This is a genomic window from Massilia scottii, from assembly GCF_030846495.1.
Classification (GTDB): Bacteria; Pseudomonadota; Gammaproteobacteria; order Burkholderiales; family Burkholderiaceae_D; genus Telluria_A; species Telluria_A violaceinigra.
This window is the reverse complement of record NZ_JAVCWM010000049.1, coordinates 1-17601: the sequence shown is the minus strand read 5'-3', so window position 1 is coordinate 17601 and position 17601 is coordinate 1. Positions and strand designations below refer to the sequence as shown.

The 17601-nt window shown below is 58.6% G+C and carries 15 protein-coding genes and 2 pseudogenes; 6 read left to right on the top strand and 11 right to left on the bottom strand.

Annotated elements, in window-relative coordinates:
- Positions 1–338: pseudogene (locus tag RBA41_RS32770) on the top strand (Glu/Leu/Phe/Val dehydrogenase); the annotation flags it as partial.
- A 138-nt stretch (positions 339–476) separates the two neighbouring features.
- On the opposite strand, the gene RBA41_RS32765 reads toward RBA41_RS32770, so the two are convergent.
- The gene (locus RBA41_RS32765; protein WP_306628531.1) at positions 477–3284 is read right to left on the bottom strand and encodes a TonB-dependent receptor domain-containing protein; all 2808 of its coding nucleotides are present in this window, start codon (positions 3282–3284) and stop codon (positions 477–479) included.
- A gap of 627 nt (positions 3285–3911) precedes the next feature.
- Here RBA41_RS32765 and RBA41_RS32760 point away from each other — a divergent pair.
- Positions 3912–5216 carry a redoxin domain-containing protein gene (locus RBA41_RS32760; RefSeq protein WP_306628530.1) on the top strand — a complete coding sequence of 435 codons (1305 nt, stop codon included), beginning with the start codon at positions 3912–3914 and terminating at the stop codon, positions 5214–5216.
- Positions 5217–5548: 332 nt separating this feature from the next.
- On the opposite strand, the gene RBA41_RS32755 is transcribed toward RBA41_RS32760, so the two are convergent.
- The 4 genes from RBA41_RS32755 to RBA41_RS32740 all read right to left on the bottom strand — a co-directional run bounded on the left by RBA41_RS32755 (position 5549) and on the right by RBA41_RS32740 (position 9738).
- Entirely contained in the window at positions 5549–6382 is an 834-nt protein-coding gene (locus RBA41_RS32755; RefSeq protein ID WP_306628529.1) for an undecaprenyl-diphosphate phosphatase, read from the bottom strand.
- Between the two features lie 277 nt (positions 6383–6659).
- The gene (locus tag RBA41_RS32750; RefSeq protein ID WP_306628528.1) at positions 6660–8219 is read right to left on the bottom strand and encodes a TerC family protein; all 1560 of its coding nucleotides are present in this window, start codon (positions 8217–8219) and stop codon (positions 6660–6662) included.
- 97 nt (positions 8220–8316) lie between these two features.
- Complete coding sequence (locus RBA41_RS32745) at positions 8317–8934, bottom strand: exopolysaccharide biosynthesis protein (protein WP_306628527.1); 618 nt, start codon at positions 8932–8934, stop codon at positions 8317–8319.
- Positions 8935–9051: 117 nt separating this feature from the next.
- Complete coding sequence (locus tag RBA41_RS32740; RefSeq protein ID WP_306628526.1) at positions 9052–9738, bottom strand: Bax inhibitor-1 family protein; 687 nt, start codon at positions 9736–9738, stop codon at positions 9052–9054.
- A gap of 220 nt (positions 9739–9958) precedes the next feature.
- Between RBA41_RS32740 and RBA41_RS32735 the strand changes: the two genes are divergently transcribed.
- A complete protein-coding gene (locus tag RBA41_RS32735) occupies positions 9959–10534 on the top strand; it encodes a TerD family protein (RefSeq protein ID WP_306628525.1) in 576 nt (191 codons plus the stop codon).
- Positions 10535–11082: 548 nt separating this feature from the next.
- Here RBA41_RS32735 and arsH read toward each other — a convergent pair.
- The 6 genes and pseudogenes from arsH to RBA41_RS32705 form a co-directional block, all read right to left on the bottom strand.
- A pseudogene (gene arsH, locus RBA41_RS32730) lies at positions 11083–11803 on the bottom strand (arsenical resistance protein ArsH).
- Positions 11796–12224 (bottom strand): arsenate reductase (glutaredoxin), encoded by a 429-nt coding sequence (arsC, locus tag RBA41_RS32725; protein ID WP_306628524.1) that lies wholly within the window; start codon positions 12222–12224, stop codon positions 11796–11798. Before arsC ends, arsH begins: the two are co-directional and overlap by 8 nt.
- A 12-nt stretch (positions 12225–12236) precedes the next feature.
- A complete protein-coding gene (locus RBA41_RS32720; RefSeq protein ID WP_306628523.1) occupies positions 12237–13517 on the bottom strand; it encodes an arsenic transporter in 1281 nt (426 codons plus the stop codon).
- Between the two features lie 113 nt (positions 13518–13630).
- On the bottom strand, positions 13631–14110 hold the full coding sequence (locus RBA41_RS32715; RefSeq protein ID WP_306628522.1) for an arsenate reductase ArsC: 480 nt from the start codon (positions 14108–14110) through the stop codon (positions 13631–13633).
- A gap of 69 nt (positions 14111–14179) precedes the next feature.
- Positions 14180–14515, bottom strand: a complete 336-nt coding sequence (locus RBA41_RS32710) for an ArsR/SmtB family transcription factor (RefSeq protein WP_306628521.1) — start codon at positions 14513–14515, stop codon at positions 14180–14182.
- Positions 14516–14613: 98 nt separating this feature from the next.
- The gene (locus RBA41_RS32705) at positions 14614–15120 is read right to left on the bottom strand and encodes an arsenate reductase ArsC (RefSeq protein WP_306628532.1); all 507 of its coding nucleotides are present in this window, start codon (positions 15118–15120) and stop codon (positions 14614–14616) included.
- A 145-nt stretch (positions 15121–15265) separates the two neighbouring features.
- Between RBA41_RS32705 and RBA41_RS32700 the strand changes: the two genes are divergently transcribed.
- The 3 genes from RBA41_RS32700 to RBA41_RS32690 all read left to right on the top strand — a co-directional run.
- Positions 15266–15541 carry an ArsR/SmtB family transcription factor gene (locus RBA41_RS32700; RefSeq protein WP_306628520.1) on the top strand — a complete coding sequence of 92 codons (276 nt, stop codon included), beginning with the start codon at positions 15266–15268 and terminating at the stop codon, positions 15539–15541.
- Positions 15542–15595: 54 nt separating this feature from the next.
- On the top strand, positions 15596–17086 hold the full coding sequence (locus tag RBA41_RS32695) for an FAD-dependent oxidoreductase (protein WP_306628519.1): 1491 nt from the start codon (positions 15596–15598) through the stop codon (positions 17084–17086).
- A 55-nt stretch (positions 17087–17141) separates the two neighbouring features.
- Positions 17142–17601 (top strand): MFS transporter (locus tag RBA41_RS32690; protein WP_510184561.1); only part of this gene is annotated, 460 nt, incomplete at its 3' end.

The window sequence follows — 17601 nt, the reverse complement described above, 5'->3', positions numbered from 1 at the left end:
CCCAGATTCGCGCGCGCATCATCCTTGAGGGCGCCAACGGACCGACCACGCCGGAGGCCGACGACATCCTGCGCGAGAATGGCGTGCTGGTGGTGCCGGACGTGATCGCCAACGCGGGCGGTGTCACGGTCAGCTACTTTGAATGGGTGCAGGATTTCTCGAGCTTTTTCTGGAGCGAGGAAGACATCAACGCCCGCCTGACGCGCATCATGCGCGATGCGTTTGCCGCCATCTGGCAGGTGGCGCAGGACAAGGACGTGTCGCTGAGGACGGCCGCCTTCGTCGTGGCGTGCACGCGCGTGCTGCAGGCGCGCGAGGTGCGCGGCTTGTATCCGTGATGGCCTGAGGGGGCAGTCTGCGACGGCGGCGGTCTGGATGGTGGAAATAGCGGGAACTGGCAAGCTCAGCTTGCCAAAACCGTTACGATCCACAACTTCACTGACGCGGGAAGTGCTCCAGGAGCACTTCCCTTTGTTTTAGAAGCTGACGCCGCCAGTGACGTAGAACTGACGCCCCAACGGATTCGCATAGCGCGCGTCGAATCCCGCTTGATTTCCGCCGCCCGCAGTACGAATACTGAGAGGTGGTTCTGCATCAAACACATTGCGAATGCCCAGGGAAATGCCCAGGTTGGCGTATTGTTTCAGCTGAATCCGCGTTTGCCAGTCAACGGTCGTAAACGCTTTGACGTCACGTGTGAGACCGGTGAACCCGACCGGCAAGGTGCCGTCATCGTTGACGAGCTTTAAGGTGTTGTCGTCCGCCGTCAACACCTGGTCGTGATAACCGGAGCGGAAATTGATCGCCAAGGTGTTGGTGTAAGTATCAAGACTGGCCCAGCTGGCCGACAGCCGCGACACAATGCGCGCGGTGACGTTGTTGTACGCATCAAACCGGCCAACGCTGCTTTCCGTGGGCGATCCAGGCACGTCGACCTCGGATTTCAACATGTAGGTGCCGTTCCACTTGAAGTCGAACTTGCCCACGCCGGTTTTCATTGAATACGAGTTGTCCCAGTCAATCCCGCGGTATCGCGCTGCGGCCAGGTTAAATGTCGGAAGAAGTGTGACCAGCTTGTTGGCGCCGATACCCTGATCATAGACAACGGAGAAATTGTTGTTGAATTTGACCGGATCTGCGAAGGGAAACTGTTCCGGAAGGGTCGTCAGCTGGTCCTTCATGTTCACCGACCACAAATCCAGTCCTAGCGACAAGCTCTTGACCGGATCGAATCGAACACCAATTGCGAATTGCTCAGACGTCTCAGGCCGCAAGCCACTTGTTCCGGAAAGGTTATTTCCGCCCGAGAGCAAGTACTGCTGCGTCGTTCCCGTACAGTACGCCGCGCGGGGATCCGGGGCTTTGACAGGGCAAGCATAAGCCCCGGAAGTATTGCCGGCCTGAACGGTCGGCGAAGCGATCGAGTCCATGCTCGCCACCTTGAAGCCCGTCCCATACGATCCCCTGAACAGCAAATTGTCGACGGGAGTGAAGCGGAACGCGAGCTTGTAGGTCGCCTTCTTGTTGGCATTGCCCTGTTCCGCTGGAGGCAGCAGCTTGCCGTCCGAGGGATCGAAGACCATGCTGTTTTTCACGGCCGAATACGCATCGTAGCGGGCCGCGGCCGTCACTTCCAGCGTCTTAAACACTGGCGTCATCCACTCGGCGGAAGCGCCCCAGTTGCTGCGCTTGGCCGCGACAGGCAGGTGGTCCGCCGAGTCACCCAAAGGGGTGTCGGTAAAATTGGGCTGTTGCGCGTTCGCCCCCTGCGAGATTGGACTCGGCATGGAATTGTAACGTTGCTGCGCATAGTCACCGCTGAGCGCCAGTTGGGAAGTACCACCAGGTGCGTCGAACAATGCGTGGCTGAGCGTCCCGCTGATCCTGTCCAGTTTTACTTCGGTCTTGTTTTCGTTGGTATGCAAAATTGCCGGCGCCAGGACAGCAGCCGAACTACCGGATGGACCGAATGGATTGAACTGACCGGAAGCGACAATGTCGTTATAGGCATTCTTGCTCAGGAAGCCGCCCACAAAATTTGCTTCCTGACTGTTCTCGGAGTGCGTAAACGATGCCGAGTAATCGAACCCATTCTTCATGCCTGAAGCGCCAAAGGCGAGATGCTTTGCATCTGTAATATAGTCCCTGGTCCTGCCTCCGGCATCCGTGAACCGGATATTCATCGAAGCAGATCCCACGTCGCCTGGCGACACACCAATGCTACCAAGATACGGCAACACTTCATTGGTATAGAGAGCCCCGGTCAACGGCAGACTCAGGCGCTGAGCAGCGGGCGCATAGCGCGCCGTCTGCTTGTATTTTGAGAGCACAAGCTCACCAAAAACATTCAGGTCAGGATTGAGCTTCATATTGAAAGACGAGAAGAGACTGTCCCGCTCGGACTTCGGAACCAGCTGAACAGTCCCCGCGTAGTCGTACCAGCACGACTTGTCCTCTGCCGTACCGACAAATGCGGTGTCAGGAGCGCAGGCGCCGGTTTTAAAGTAAGCAGGCGAGAATATCTTCACCGTGTTGTCCTTGAGGCTCAACGTGGCCGACGCCGGTGCGGTATTGGCCGCCAGAAGGTAAGTGGAATACGTCTTTCCGTTTTCGGTAAAGCGCCTCAGTCCGGTTTTTGCGAAATCACGATCCTTCGCATTGAGTTCACGTTGAGCGTCATGAGCGTACGTCACCAGGAAGTTATACCCATCCTTGTCGAGGTCCCCGAACCCTTTGGACATCGAGAAATTGGAGTTTCCTCCACCTTTTTTTCCTGGCCGATTCACGCCAGCATCAAATCGAAAATCCTGCTGGTTTTTCTTGAGAATGAAATTGATGACGCCGGCAATGGCATCGGACCCGTATAGGGTTGAAGCGCCGTCAGTCAGAATTTCCACGCGCTCGACCGCGCTCATCGGAATGCTGGCAAGGTTAACGGCGCTGCCCGATCCGTAGGACGCGATCCGGCGGCCATTGAGCAATACCAGCGTATAAGCGGCTCCGATACTGTGGATCGAGGCGTTTTGAACACCGCCGCCTCCGCCGTTCACGGACTCCGATGCAGTGGTAAAGCCCTGCATTGATGAGAGCGACTGAACGAGCTCTTCAACGCTTTTAGCGCCGGTTTTTTGAATATCTGCCGCGCTCAGAAATTGAACTGGCAGCGCCCCTTCCTTGGCGATGCGTTTTATGGCCGAGCCGGTAATTTCCACTCGCTGTATCCCTGCCTCCTGAGCGTTGGCGCTCAGGCAAAATGCAGTGCTGCCGCCGATCAGACCGGTCATACATAGAAGTCGTATCGCTGCACAAATCGATTTCTCTTTCAAGGGTGTCTCCCCAACATTTGGTTAGTTGATTCCTGTTTTTTTGTCCGGCTATGTCCATCGGTATTTGGTGAACGGCATGCCGGGCTTATAGGTCTATGCAACACGCATAGACATGTCGATTCCAAGCCCTTGCTCCGCTTGTGCCAGGTAACGTGGCGAAGTGCGTGCATTAAGCCGACTGGAACGCGCCATATCCGATGCATGCAGAAGCCGTGGTGACGAAAATTGCTTCGACGAATGTAGACTAACCAGATTGACCATTTGTATCTATGCGTCTTTCGCCATGTTCCGGCGCATAACGTACACAAGTTTCCGAGCCAGAAAGTAAGCGGTCATCGTACGCGTCCCGCATGATTCTGGCCGCTTTGAGCGGACGTAGCGGCGCCAGCAACATGCCTGGAACGGCTCCGCGCTGTCGACGGTTGTCGAGACAAATCGCGTTCAATTCCCAGTTTGGCAGACCAATGATCTAAATGTTGGCCGCCGCGCATCAGGTTTCTGTAAAATCGCCATGGATGCCAGTGCCAGCCGTCCTCATGCCAATAAATACGACACTGTTTTGAATGGCTACCCGGCTGGAGCACCATGTCGATTGTGCTGCCCGCGGTCGTTCGAACGTTCCTGCTTGCGTCGACAGCCGTTCAGATGTACCGGCATGGCGCGGCAGAACAATTGCCTGAATCGTTCAATGGATTTCAGGCTGTGTCCGTACAACTCAACCACATGCATATGACATCATCGAACTGGCTCCCTGGAGATCCGACTCTGGAATTCTCAGCGCGAACCTCAAGCAATCCGCGCTACCACTTCCATACAGTGGCGGGACGCTATGTGGTGTTGAGTTTCCTCGGAAGTGCAGCCCATCCATCCGTACAGCAGGCGGTGGCGCATATTCATGCGCGGCCGCAGCGCTTCGACGACGCGAAGCTGTGCTTTTTCGGCGTGAGCATCGATCAGTCTGACGAAACGGCCGGCCGGCTGCGCGATACGATTCCAGGCATCCGCTATTTGTGGGATTTTGATCGGAAGGTCAGTCATGCGTATGGCGCCCTGGAGTCGGCTACCGGCCTGCAAGGCCAGTCTATGCAATACCAGCCGTTCACGCTGGTGCTCGATCCAATGCTGCGTGTGCTGGCGCATATCCCCATGCTGCCAGTTGAACGGCATAACCAGGCGCTGGACCATATTCTGGCCACCTTGCCGCCGGTCGCCGATCACGCCGCATCGCCGTTATGCGCGCCGGTGCTCATCCTGCCGCGTGTCCTCGAACCTGAATTATGCAGCGAGCTGGTCCAGCTATATCGGCGCGAGGGCGGTGAAGCATCCGGCTTCATGCGTGAAATACATGGCAAAACGGTCGCGGTCATGGACAACAGCTTCAAGCGACGCAAGGACTTTGCATTCGACACGCAGCCGCAGTTCGAGAAGCTGCGGGCCGCGATCCGGGCCCGCCTGCTCCGCCGCCTGGTGCCCGAGATTCGTCGGGCGTTCCAGTTTCAGGTCACGCGCATGGAACGCTACGTCGTTGCTTGTTATGACAGTACGGAGGGCGGGCTTTTTCGGCCGCATAAAGACAACACGACGTTGGGAACGGCGCACCGCCGATTTGCCTGCACGATCAACCTCAATGCCGGCGAATACGAGGGTGGCAACCTGCGCTTTCCTGAATTCGGGCCGCAGACCTACCGGGCACCGACGGGAGGGGCCGTGGTTTTTTCGTGTTCGCTGTTGCACGAAGCCACCCCGGTAATCAGTGGCACCCGATATGCTTTCCTGCCCTTTTTCTACGATGACGCGGCAGCCAGGATCCGGCAGAAAAACCTGCATTCGCTCACAGGCGAAGTATTCGATCATGGGAAAGGAGAGGATGAGGGCAGCATTGCGGCATGAAGGGGCGCCGCGGTGGCTGTTACGCTGACATTTTTCGATTACTAATATGCATTAATACCAGGCGACGCCAACGGCGAACCGCAGTAAGCGGCAAGCTCTGATAATTTTCCAAGGATGAGGAAAATTCGCGTAGCGCGACTGCGACGATCATCGCGCCGAACACTACAAAAAACTACACTGGAGCTTCGCCACATCTGTAGCGCGAGCTCGGCAACGACCACAACGAAAAGCATGCGTCGCGTGGAGCATGCCGCCGCGGGGTCGTGGGATCAAGATGTGTCATTGTTTCGCTTCGCTGTGCGAATCCTTGAACAAGGTCATCCGGAATTTTTTCATGCGGAAATTACACCTGCTTGGAGAAGACCGACTACCACGATACCGAGGACAATGCGGTAAATAACAAACGGCCAGTATCCTCGGCTGCTGACGATGCGCAGGAAAACCACAATTACACCATACCCGACCAAAAAGGCCACGCAGGTCGCAAGAAGCGTCGCCTGTGAGCTGACGGGGCCTGGTACTCCCCAGCTTTTATAGAGCTGGAACAGCCCGGAGGCGAATACGGCGGGTATGGCAAGCAGAAAAGAATACCTGGCTGCTGCGTCGCGACTGTAGCCCATCAACAATCCTGCGGTGATGGTTCCGCCGGAGCGTGACACTCCGGGAATCAGCGCCATCGCTTGAGCTAATCCAAACAGCAGCCCGTCACGCCAGGACATTGAATCAAGTGAACGGGCACGCTCGCCGTACCGGTCAGCCATCCATAAAAGCCCGCCAAAAAAGATCAGCATGAATGCCGTCAAGTACATGTTACGAAGATGTGACTCAATCGCGTTCTGGAACAAAAGTCCGAGCAGTGCGATCGGCAGGGAGCCCAGGATAACCAGCCAGCCCAATCGGGCGTCGGAAGTCAACCGTCCCCGATTCAACACGGCAGCCGTCCATGCCCTGGCGATCCGTACAATATCGGCACGGAAGTACACGACAACGGCAAGTTCGGTTCCTATCTGTGTGATGGCGCTGAACGCGGCACCCGGATCGACGCCGGAAGGAAGGAGCGGCCCGAGGATGCGTAAGTGCGCACTCGAGGAAATCGGCAGAAACTCGGTCAGGCCTTGAATCAAGCCGAGCAGTACCGCTTCAAGCCAGCTGACGGTAGGAGTCATCGTTGTAGACTATTCTTCGACTGCTTGGCGTTGGCGCTTCCATGCACGCGCAGGATCATACCGTTGGCGCCGGCGTCACCCTCGCGTCGTGCTGCTCGAGCGCGGTCTTGGCCGGCCCTGGCCGCCTCATCAAAAGCACCAGCCGCCATGGCGGTCGCGCGGATCGACCAGGGATTCAATAGAGCGCGGCGACGACGGCCGCGCTCATCGCCGCCCCTCGGTACGGGCCGCCCTGCGAGGCCCAGCCGCGAAAACAGGTCACGCCGGGATGGTGTATTCATTTTTCTTCAGGCTCGCTTGCCAGAGGCGCGCGCGTCACAAGAACAGTGGCTATGCGGCGATCCAGCACTTCCAGAACCTTCAATTCCAGCCCGTCGACCTCGATCTTCTCTCCGGCTTGCGGAAGGGTATTGAACCTTTCAAGCATGAACCCTGCAAGCGACGTGTATTCGTCGTCATCGGATACCAGGGCATCACTGTGCAGCACCTGCTGGAGGTAAAGCAAATCGGCTGTGCCGTCAACGCGCCATTGATCATTGCCAAGAAACTGAACATCCGGTTGCTCATCTTCATCCGGAAATTCACCGGCGATCGCTTCCAGGATGTCGATGGGCGTCACCAGTCCCTGAATCGTGCCATATTCATCGGCGATCAGTACCAATTGTCCATGCGATCGCTTCAATGTGTCCATCACCCTTAATACGCCAACCGAGTCGGGCATGATAATCGGCTCACGCATGCTGGCGAGCTCGATTTTCCCGTGCAGCGACAAATCAGCGATCAGGTCTTTTGCGCGCGCTACCCCGACGATTTCATCAAGCTGGCCCCGGCACACAGGGAAAAAGCTGTGAGGCGCCGCCAGTATCTGCTGGCGTACCGTCTGCGCAGTGGCATTGAGATCGACCCAGGTCATGTCCGATCGCGTGGTCATGATGGATCTCACGGATCGCCGGGACAGGCTCAACACACCGCTGACCATGTTGCGTTCTTCGCTGTCGAATGCGGGTTCCTCAACATGCTCGACTGCGCTATCCGATTCCTGATCGATCTCTGCGCGCGTCCTGTTACCCAACAGGCGCAAAACAGCGTCCGCCGTACGCTCGCGCAGCGGCACATGCGCATCTTTTTTTGCAAAATTTCTGTGTGCAAGCTGATTGAAGAATTCGATGACGACGGAAAAACCGATGGCGGCATACAGGTACCCTTTAGGAATCTTGAATCCAATCCCCTCGGCGACCAGACTCAGGCCAATCATCAGCAGGAAACTCAGACACAGCACGACCACGGTGGGGTGGGCATTGACGAATCGGGTAAGCGGCTTCGAGGCAAAGATCATGACTGCCATTGAAATGACCACGGCCGCCATCATCACGCCCAGTTCCTCAACCATACCGACTGCGGTGATCACGGCGTCGAGGGAGAACACGGCATCGAGCACAATGATCTGGGCAATGACAGCCCCCAGGCTTGCATACACCCGTGGACCGCTATGAACGTGAGTTTTCCCCTCCACCCTCTCGTGCAATTCCATTGTCGCCTTGAACAATAGGAAGATTCCGCCAAGAAGCAAAATCAGGTCGCGACCGGAAATCTGTTTTCCCATCAACGCGAATAACGGTTCGGTCAGCGTGACCATCCACGAAATCATCGTCAGAAGGCCGAGACGCATGAGCATGGCCAGGGAGAGTCCGATCAGCCTGGCCTTGTCTCGTTGATGGGGTGGAACCTTCTCGGCCAGGATGGCAATGAAGATGAGATTGTCGATGCCTAAAACGATCTCAAGTACTACCAGTGTCAGCAAGCCTACCCAGATGTTTGGGTCGAAGAACCATTCCATTTTAAATTGCCTGTCGAGTTGATGAGGTGTAAGGCTACGTTGCCGACTAGCAGCCATTGTACCGAGGATAGATTTCCATGCGCTCTGTTGCGGGAAGTTAGGCGAAGACCCCTGAGATCATAAAAATGATACCTTTTATAATGCCCCAGATGACGCCTGATACGACCACCGCTGACATTGTAGCGGCGATGAGTCCTAGTGCGATAGCGTAGCCATCACGCTCAAGCAGGCCGAGCGCAAGAAGGCTGATTGAAAGAGCCGGAAGCATATTCCCCAGAGGTATGGGCAGAACGAGTACAGTGGCCAGCAGCAGACAAACCACGCCGACGATGTACTCGAAGGGTGGAAGCGCCAGAACGCTGGCACGAGGGCGAAGCAGCTTTTCCGCGCGTTCCAGCCAAGGGACGACGCGCCGGATCATTCCTTGGAAATCCGTGCGCGGCATCGAGCGCCGACTGATGAATCCAGGCAACCACGGCCGCATGCCGAATGTGAGCTGGGCAGCAAGAAAAACGAGGGGTGCGCCAAGAACGGCGGACGTTCCCGGCGGCACTGGCAAGATATTCGGAAACGCGAAAATGAACAACAGCGCGCCGATGGCCCTGTCGCCCAAGGCGTGAAGCAGGTCCCCCACGGCTATGCGATCGCGCGAAACATCGTCGGCCAGCTTACGCAAGAGTTGGGACAATGCGCGGCCATCGCCAACGGCACTCATTTAGCAGGCTTCATTGTTCAATAGCAGAGCGGCGAGCGCCTGGCAGCGCGTCGCCACAGACCGGAGACGGATCATAAGGCCCCCGGCCCCGGCCCGGCAGGTGAGGGGAATGACGGCTTAATCGCGGCTCCCGCCGCCGATGCCGAGAAGTGCCAGCAAATTTGCGAAAATATTGTAGACGCTAAGATAAATACTGAGTGTCGCGGTGATGTAGTTGGTCTCGCCGCCATTGACGATCCGCTGCACGTCATAAAGGATGTAAGCAGAAAAAATTGCGATAGCCATCACGGAGATAACGATCGACAAGGCCGACATGCCCAGAAAAATATTCGCTACCGATGCCAGTAAAAGTACGACAACGCCAGCCAGAAGCCATTTGCCCATCCCGGAGAAATCGCGCTTCGACACTGTTGCGACGCTGGCCATCACCGCCAGAATGGTCGCGGTCCCGCCGAAGGCAGTCATGATGAGCGTCCCGCCATTGGAAAAACCGAGGGTCCGGGTCAGAATCGGTGTAAGCATCAATCCCATGAAAAATGTAAAACCCATGAGTACGGCAACGCCGGCGCCGGAATCCTTTGTCCTCTCGATAGCAAAAATGAAACCACAAGCCACAGCCAGGAAGATGATCATCCCTAAAAAACCTCCTGGCAAAGGAAGCTGGGTTTGCACACCCACGAACGCGCCGAGCACAGTCGGAATCATCGACAGAGCGAGCAGCCAGTACGTATTGCGCAAAACGCGATGCCGGACCAGGGGCACGCTGCCGGACTGCTCGTAGCTTGATTGAAGATGCGAGTTCATGGTGAGGCTCCTTGCCTGTGAATGATGCGGGGACGGCATACATGCGCTCTGGCGCTGCCGGGTGATGGAAGCATTGCTTGCCCCGTCTTCCGCGCAGAATCCACGCCGAGCATAATATTGCGTCAGATAGCTTAAGCTATCATTAATTGGAGCGAAGGATGTTGTAACAGCCCTACGAGTCACTATAATTGCTTTTCATTTCACCTCTGGAGGAGCACATATGGCAATCAGTTTGCAAAAAGGCGGCAACGTAAATCTGAGCAAGGAAGCGCCAGGATTGTCCAAAATGATCCTCGGTTTGGGATGGGACACGCGCTCTACCGATGGCGCCGAATTCGATCTCGATGGCTCCGTTTTCTTGCTGAAAACGGATGGCAAGGTGCGCACCGATTCCGACATGATCTTCTACAACAATCTGAAATCGGTAGATGGCTCCGTGGCTCACTCAGGGGACAACCGCACTGGCGCCGGCGACGGCGACGACGAAAGTGTGACGGTGGACCTTAGCAATGTGCCCGCCGATGTTGACAAGATCGCGGTTTGTGTGACGATTCATGATGCGGATGCCCGCAAGCAGAACTTTGGGATGGTGTCGAACGCATTCGTCCGCTGTATCAATGCAAGCGGTAACAGCGAGATTGCAAGATATGATCTGTCTGAAGATAGCTCAACTGAAACTGCAATGATTTTTGGTGAGATCTACCGCAACGGGGCGGACTGGAAGTTCAGGGCTGTCGGTCAAGGATTTAAAGGGGGCCTGGGGCCGCTGGCCGCGTCGTTCGGTGTGAGTGTTTAGGACCTGACGCACGGTCAGTCTGGCTGAACAGTGTTGGCGTTGATGGTGACCCTTGGCCCTGCATCTCCTTACGGTGGTGCAGGTCCGCGCTCACAAACTCCACGCCCAAATTTCATGCATCGTATAGGAACTCGGTAGCACACTACCTTCATCTTGAGTTTGAGCCTGTTGCTCCTCTCGATTGTGACGCAGTTGCAAAACATGGATCGCCACCTCGGAGATCTGATTGCCCATTTCGTAGCAGCCGGCGATTATCCGACGGACCTCGCTCGGTCCGAACTCATCAAGCCGTTCGCCGACACCTGGTGTTAGGCGCCAGCATCCCAGCAGCGTTCGCCCATGTGGCCAAACTCAGGACACACATGGGCTTTTGAGACGGTACTAGAGGTGCGGCCGCTTGTGTCAAACTATTGTTTGTGCACAAACAAAAGTTTGACACAAATTCGACGTGTTCCCCAAGGAGCAACCTCCCCTCTGGCGTATCCTACGAATTGCCGGACTGGTTCCGCCCCTGGCGCCTGCCGTGGAAGCGAAACTCACGCCACTACTTAAATCTTCGCGATGTGGCGGTCGATCGCTTTAAGGGCCCGTTCGTTGCGCTCGCTGTAGCGGTCGGTCAGGTAGTCGGAGCGCCCGCGCATCAACAAGGTCATCTTGAAAAGCTCTTCCATGACGTCGACCACGCGGTCGTAGTAGCCCGACGGGCGCATGCGGCCTTCCTCATCGAATTCCTTGTAGGCCATCGGCACCGACGATTGATACGGGATGGTGAACATGCGCATCCAGCGCCCCAGCAGGCGCAAGGTGTTGACCACGTTGAACGACTGCGAGCCGCCGCACACCTGCATCACGGCCAGGGTGCGCCCCTGGCTCGGGCGCGTGGCGCCCTGTTCCAGCGGAATCCAGTCGATCTGGTTCTTCATCACCGCCGTCACCGTGCCATGACGTTCCGGGCTGCACCAGACCTGGCCCTCGGACCACAGCGACAGGGCGCGCAGCTCGACCACCTTGGGATGGTCTTCGGGCACGCTGCCTGCCGGCCATGGGCAATTCCATCGGATCGAAAATCTTCACTTCCGCCCCAAAATGCTCAAGGATGCGGGCCGCCTCGTGCGTGAGGAAGCGGCTGAACGAGCGTTCGCGCAGCGAGCCGTACAGCATCAGGATGCGGGGCGGATGATTCAGTTCGCCGGCAGGTACCAACTGCTCAAGCGTGGGCATGCCGAGCTGCTCGGCGTTGATGTTGGGCAGGCCGGGAATCTTATCCATGCTGCACCCGCTTTCCGTCGGCATCGATCACACGCTCGCCGTCTTCCTTGGTAAAGGCGCCGCGCTGCGGCTGGTCCAGGATGTCGAGCACCAGTTCCGAGGGACGGCACAGGCGCACGCCCAGCGGCGTTGCCACGAACGGACGATTGATCAGGATCGGATGGGCCAGCATGGCGTCGAGCAGCTGGTCGTCGGTCATCGAAGGCGCATCAAGGCCCAGCTCGGCATAGGGCGTGCCTTTCTGGCGCATTGCATCCCTGACCTGCAGGCCGCTGGCGGCGATCAGGCCGGCCAGGGTGGCGCGCTCGGGCGGCTGTTTCAGGTACTCGATGACGAACGGCTCGACGCCGGCATTGCGGATCAGGGCCAGCGTATTGCGCGAGGTGCCGCAAGCGGGGTTGTGGTAAATCGTGACGGACATGGCGTTCTCCAATTATGAAAGGCGCAGCGCGAGCGCGGCCAGGGTGAGCAGCAGCACCGGCAGGGTGAGAACGATCCCGACGCGGAAATAGTAGCCCCACGAAATCCGGATGTCCTTGCTGGATAAGACGTGCAGCCACAGCAGGGTAGCCAGGCTGCCGATCGGGGTGATTTTCGGCCCCAGGTCGCTGCCGATGATGTTGGCATACACCATCGCTTCGCGTACCACGCCGCTGCTGGCGGTCGCATCGATCGACAGGGCGCCGATCAGCACGGTCGGCATGTTGTTCATGATGGATGAGAGGAAGGCGGTGATCACGCCGGTACCCATCGCTGCGCCCCAGACGCCGTACTCCGCACACTGATTCAGGAGCGCCGTCAGATAGCTGGTCAGGCCTGCATTGCGCAGCCCGTAGACGACCAGGTACATACCGAGCGAGAACACGACCACCTGCCACGGCGCGTTGAGGACCACCTCGCGCGTGGAAATCTTGTGGCCGCGCGCGGCCACCACGAGCAGCAGCAGCGCGCCGGCGGCGGCCACCGCGCTGATCGGCACGCCGAGCTGTTCGAGCCAGAAGAAGCCCACCAGCAGCACGCCCAGCACCCACCAGCCGGTGATGAAGGTGGCGCGGTCGTGGATGGCTTGTTCCGGACGCTTCAGTTGCGACAGGTCGTAGTCGGCCGGAATATCCTTGCGGAAGAACCAGATCAGTACGCCCAGGGTGGCCGCCACCGACACCAGGTTGACCGGCACCATCACCGCGGCGTAGCGGGCGAAGCTGATGCCGAAGTAGTCGGCCGAGACGATGTTGACCAGGTTCGATACCACCAGCGGCAGGCTGGCCGTGTCGGCGATGAAGCCGGCCGCCATCACATACGCCAGGGTCGCTTTTGCCGAAAAACGCAGCTCGCGCAGCATGGCGATGACGATCGGCGTGAGGATCAGCGCGGCGCCGTCGTTGGCGAACAGGGCGGCGACAGCGGCGCCGAGCAGCACGAGCAGGATGAACAGGCGGCGGCCGTTGCCCTTGCCCCAGCGCGCCACGTGCAGCGCGGCCCATTCGAAGAAGCCGGCTTTGTCCAGCAACAGGCTGATGATGATGACCGCGACAAAGGTGCCGGTGGCGTTCCAGACGATGTGCCAGACGACGGGAATATCGGCCACCTGGATGACGCCGGCCAGCAGCGCGACGACGGCGCCGGCGGCGGCGCTCCAGCCGATGCCGAGCCCGCGCGGCTGCCAGATGACGAAGATGAGGGTAACGAGGAAGATCAGGAATGCGGCAAGCACTGGAACTCCTTTAAACGGAAGTGCGGGACAAAAGAACGCCTGTCGGCCTCCCGGGACGACAGTCGAATCGGTCAGTGAGTAAATTCAGGCGTGTGGCGCGGCCACACGGCCGGTCAGGCGGTCAGCGTGCCAATGCGGTCGAGTTCCGCCTTGAATGCCGCCTTGTCGCCTTGCAGCGCGTCCAGCGGCAAAGCCAGGAAGGCCGCGATCCGTGCGCGGATGATCGCGTAGGTTTCTTCGAATGCGGTCTCGATCTCTTCCTCGGTACCGACAATGTGGCCCGGATCGTCGACCCCCCAATGCGTGCGCAGCACAGGGCCGAGGTAGGCCGGGCAGGTTTCGCCGGCGGCGCTGCCGCACACGGTCACCACGATATCGGGCGTGAGCGGCAGGTCGTCCCAGGATTTGCTGAAATACCCGTCGGTGGAGATGCCTTTACGGTGGAGCAAGGCGACAGCGCGGGGATGGAGCTGGCCGGCCGGCTTGCTGCCGGCGCTGATCGCCTTCAGGCCATCGGGCGCGAGGTGATTGAAGGCCGCTTCGGAAAGGACCGAGCGGCAGGAATTACCGGTGCAGAGGAATAGAACGTTCATGGGAGATCCAGTGTGTCTGTAGGGTGAGGCCGGCACGCCGGCCAGGAGCGATGTCGTTGCCGCTCGGCGCTAAGCGTGGGCAGTCGCCGCTTCGGGCGTGCAGCTCACGTCGCACGGCTGGCCGCTGCAGCAGTTTTCGGTCAGGAACGCCAGCAGGGAATTCATCGTGTCGAACTGGGCCGTGTAAAAGATGAAACGGCCATCCTGGCGCGGGGCGATCAGATTGGCGTGGGTCAGTTCCTTCAGATGGAAAGACAGTGACGATGCCGGCAGGCCGAGGGCCTCGGCGATCTTGCTCGCCACCATGCCCCCATCCGGGCCAGCCTGGACCAGCAGGCGGAACACCGCCAGCCGGGAGTCCTGAGCCAGCGCCGCGAGGGCGTCGAGAGCGTGTTTAGTATCCATGTGATGTTGTCCAGGTGAGAGCAGTCAAGCGCGGTTCATTTCCATTTTACTGGAATTATGAAACCGATGAATAGGTTTCTGCTGCTTTCGGCTTTCGATCAGACCGCGTGGTCAGATGCGCCGATGGCGTCGAGTTCGCGCTTGATCGCGTTTTTCTCAAGCATGTGAAGCGGCAGGCTGAGGAAGACGTTCATGCGGCTGACGATTTGCCGGAAGATTTTTTGGAAGACGACACGCGTCTCCTCTTCAGCGCCGGCAAACGCTGCGGGGTCCTGAAAGCCCCAATGGGCGGACATCGGATGGCCAGGCCAAATGGGGCAAATTTCGCCGGCAGCGTTGTCGCACACGGTGATGACGAAATCCATGTGCGGGGCATCGGGCGTCGCGAATTCATCCCAGCTCTTGCTGCGCAACTGGCCGAGCGGGTAGCCGGTGCCGGCGATCTGCTCGATCGCGTAGGGGTTGACCTGGCCGCTCGGAAAGCTGCCCGCCGAATAGCCACGGAACCGGCCCTTGCCCATCGTACTCGCCAGCGCTTCCGCCATGACGCTCCGGGCCGAGTTGCCGCTGCAAAGAAACAGCACGTTGTAGACTTTCTCACTCATCTCGAACTCCTGTAATTGAAACGACATTTCCAATAATATCGAAACTTATTGACAGCTTGATGACATCAACGCTAACCTTCATTCGTCAAACAACGAATGGATCGTCAGGATGGATAAGTGCTGCGAAAGCAACAGCGATAAGGTGATGCCCGAAGTCGATGCCGACGACCTTGCACTGATGTGCAAGGCGCTGGGCCACCCGGCCCGCGTGCGGCTGCTGCGGTACCTGTCGGCGTACGGCGCCTGCTATTTCGGCAGTCTCGCTGACATCCTGCCGCTGGCGCCGTCAACGATTTCGCAGCATGTCACGATCCTCAAGCAAGCTGGTCTCATCCTGGGCTCGGCCGACGAACAGCGCGTGTGCTATTGCGTGAACCCCGAACGTCTCGCGCAGCTGAAGGAAATGATTGGTCAGATGTAAATTTTTTTGTCCTTGTATTCGTCATTCGACGAATAAGGAATAAAAGGAGAAAACATGAACACATTGAATGAGACTCATCCTGTTGCTATCCTCGGTGCCGGCCCGGTCGGCTTGGCGGCGGCGGCACACCTCATTGAACATGGCATGGCAGTGATTGTTTTCGAGGCAGGCAAAACGGTGGCCGCCAACCTCCAGTCTTATCGACATGTGCGACTGTTTTCGCCCTGGCGATACAACGTCGACAAGGCTGCGGAACGGCTGCTCAAACGCGCGGGCTGGGTGTCGCCAGCGCCGGACGGCTTGCCGACTGCCGGCGAACTGATCGACGACTATCTGACGCCACTGGCGTCGCTGCCCCCAATTGCGGTGGGCTTGAAGCTCAACCACCAGATCCTGGCCATCAGCCGCTACGGCTTCGACAAGGTGAAAACCCGTCATCGACAGAACGCCCCCTTTGTCCTTCGCGCACTGACTGCCGCAGGCGAAGAGGAATTCCTTGCCAGCGCCGTGCTCGATGCGACCGGCACCTGGTCGCAACCTAATCCGCTTGGCGCGAACGGTTTGCTGGCGGTGGGCGAAAGCAGTCTGGCTGACCGCATTACTTATGGCATGCCGGATGTGCTCGGTTTGCAGCGTGCGCGCTATGCCGGTCGCCGAGTCCTTGTCGTCGGAGCTGGACATTCGGCCGCCGGCACGCTCCTGGCACTTACGCAGCTCGCGGAGGCAGAGCCTGGTACTAGCTTGATCTGGGCCATCCGTGGCACCGAGCTTGCCAGAGTATTCGGGGGAGGCGAAGCCGATGGCTTATTGGCGCGGGGGCAATTGGGAATCAGGTTAAAGGCATTGCAGGCGTCGGGGAAACTGGAATTGCATACGGGCCTTCGAATCAGCGCGCTGCGCAAGGCACAGGGAACAATTCAGGTAATCGGCGAATCCGGAACGCCGGTCATCGAAGGCATTGATGAAATCGTGGCGGCGACCGGATCGCGGCCAGACTTGACGATCACCCGTGAGCTGCGCGTGCGCCACGATGCGTGGCTGGAGAGCACCGATGCACTGGCGCCGCTGATCGATCCTAACGAACACAGTTGTGGAACGGTCAGACCGCACGGGCACCGCGAGCTTGCACATCCCGAGCCGAATTACTACGCGGTCGGTGCCAAAAGTTATGGGCGTGCTCCTAACTTCCTGATGGCGACCGGCTACGAACAGGTGCGCTCAATCGTCGCGGCGCTGGCCGGTGACATGGCCGGTGCCGACGATGTGCAGCTGGACTTGCCGGAAACCGGTGTGTGCAACACTCAGAGTTTAACCGGGGAGGCGCGCAGCGCCGGGTGCTGCGCACCGGCGCCCGTGCTGACCAGCGCCAGTTTAAGGGATGACGATGCGCCGGCCACTGGCTGCTGCGGTGGTCCCGCACCTGCGGGACCAGACGCCTGTTGCGTTCTGGATGCGTCAGAAAAGGCGCTCGGGAAATCGGGTTGCGGCTGCGCGAGCGCGACTGCCACGCCAGCCGCTGCAGAGCCCGACCGTTGCTGCCCTTGATGAACCGATAAGGCGCGTGGATTTCCTATCACGCGCTTAGGAAAGAGGAGTCCGTATGCGCACCACCTGGCGAACAATTGGCATTCTCGCCATCACCCAGATCATTTCGTGGGGATCGATCTACTACGCGTTCAGTATTGTCGCGCCGGCGATAGCACGCGATGTGGGGCTACGCGGCGAGCTGGTTTACGGCGCGTTCTCGTGGAGCTTGCTGGTCGCGGGCCTGGCATCCACGCCGGTCGGTATGCTGCTCGACCGGCTGGGAGGCCGGCACGTCATGGCGACCGGTTCACTGGTCTGCGGGACCGGGCTACTTTGGTTGAGCCATTGCACTGGCCTTGCGTCCTACTATGGTGCATTCACCCTGCTGGGCCTGGCAATGGCGCTCACGCTGTATGAGGCGGCGTTCGCCACCATCAACCGGAAATTCGACGCCGATGCGCGCCGGGCTATATCGACCCTGACCTTGTTCGCTGGTTTCGCAAGTACGATTTTTTGGCCATTGACACTTTACC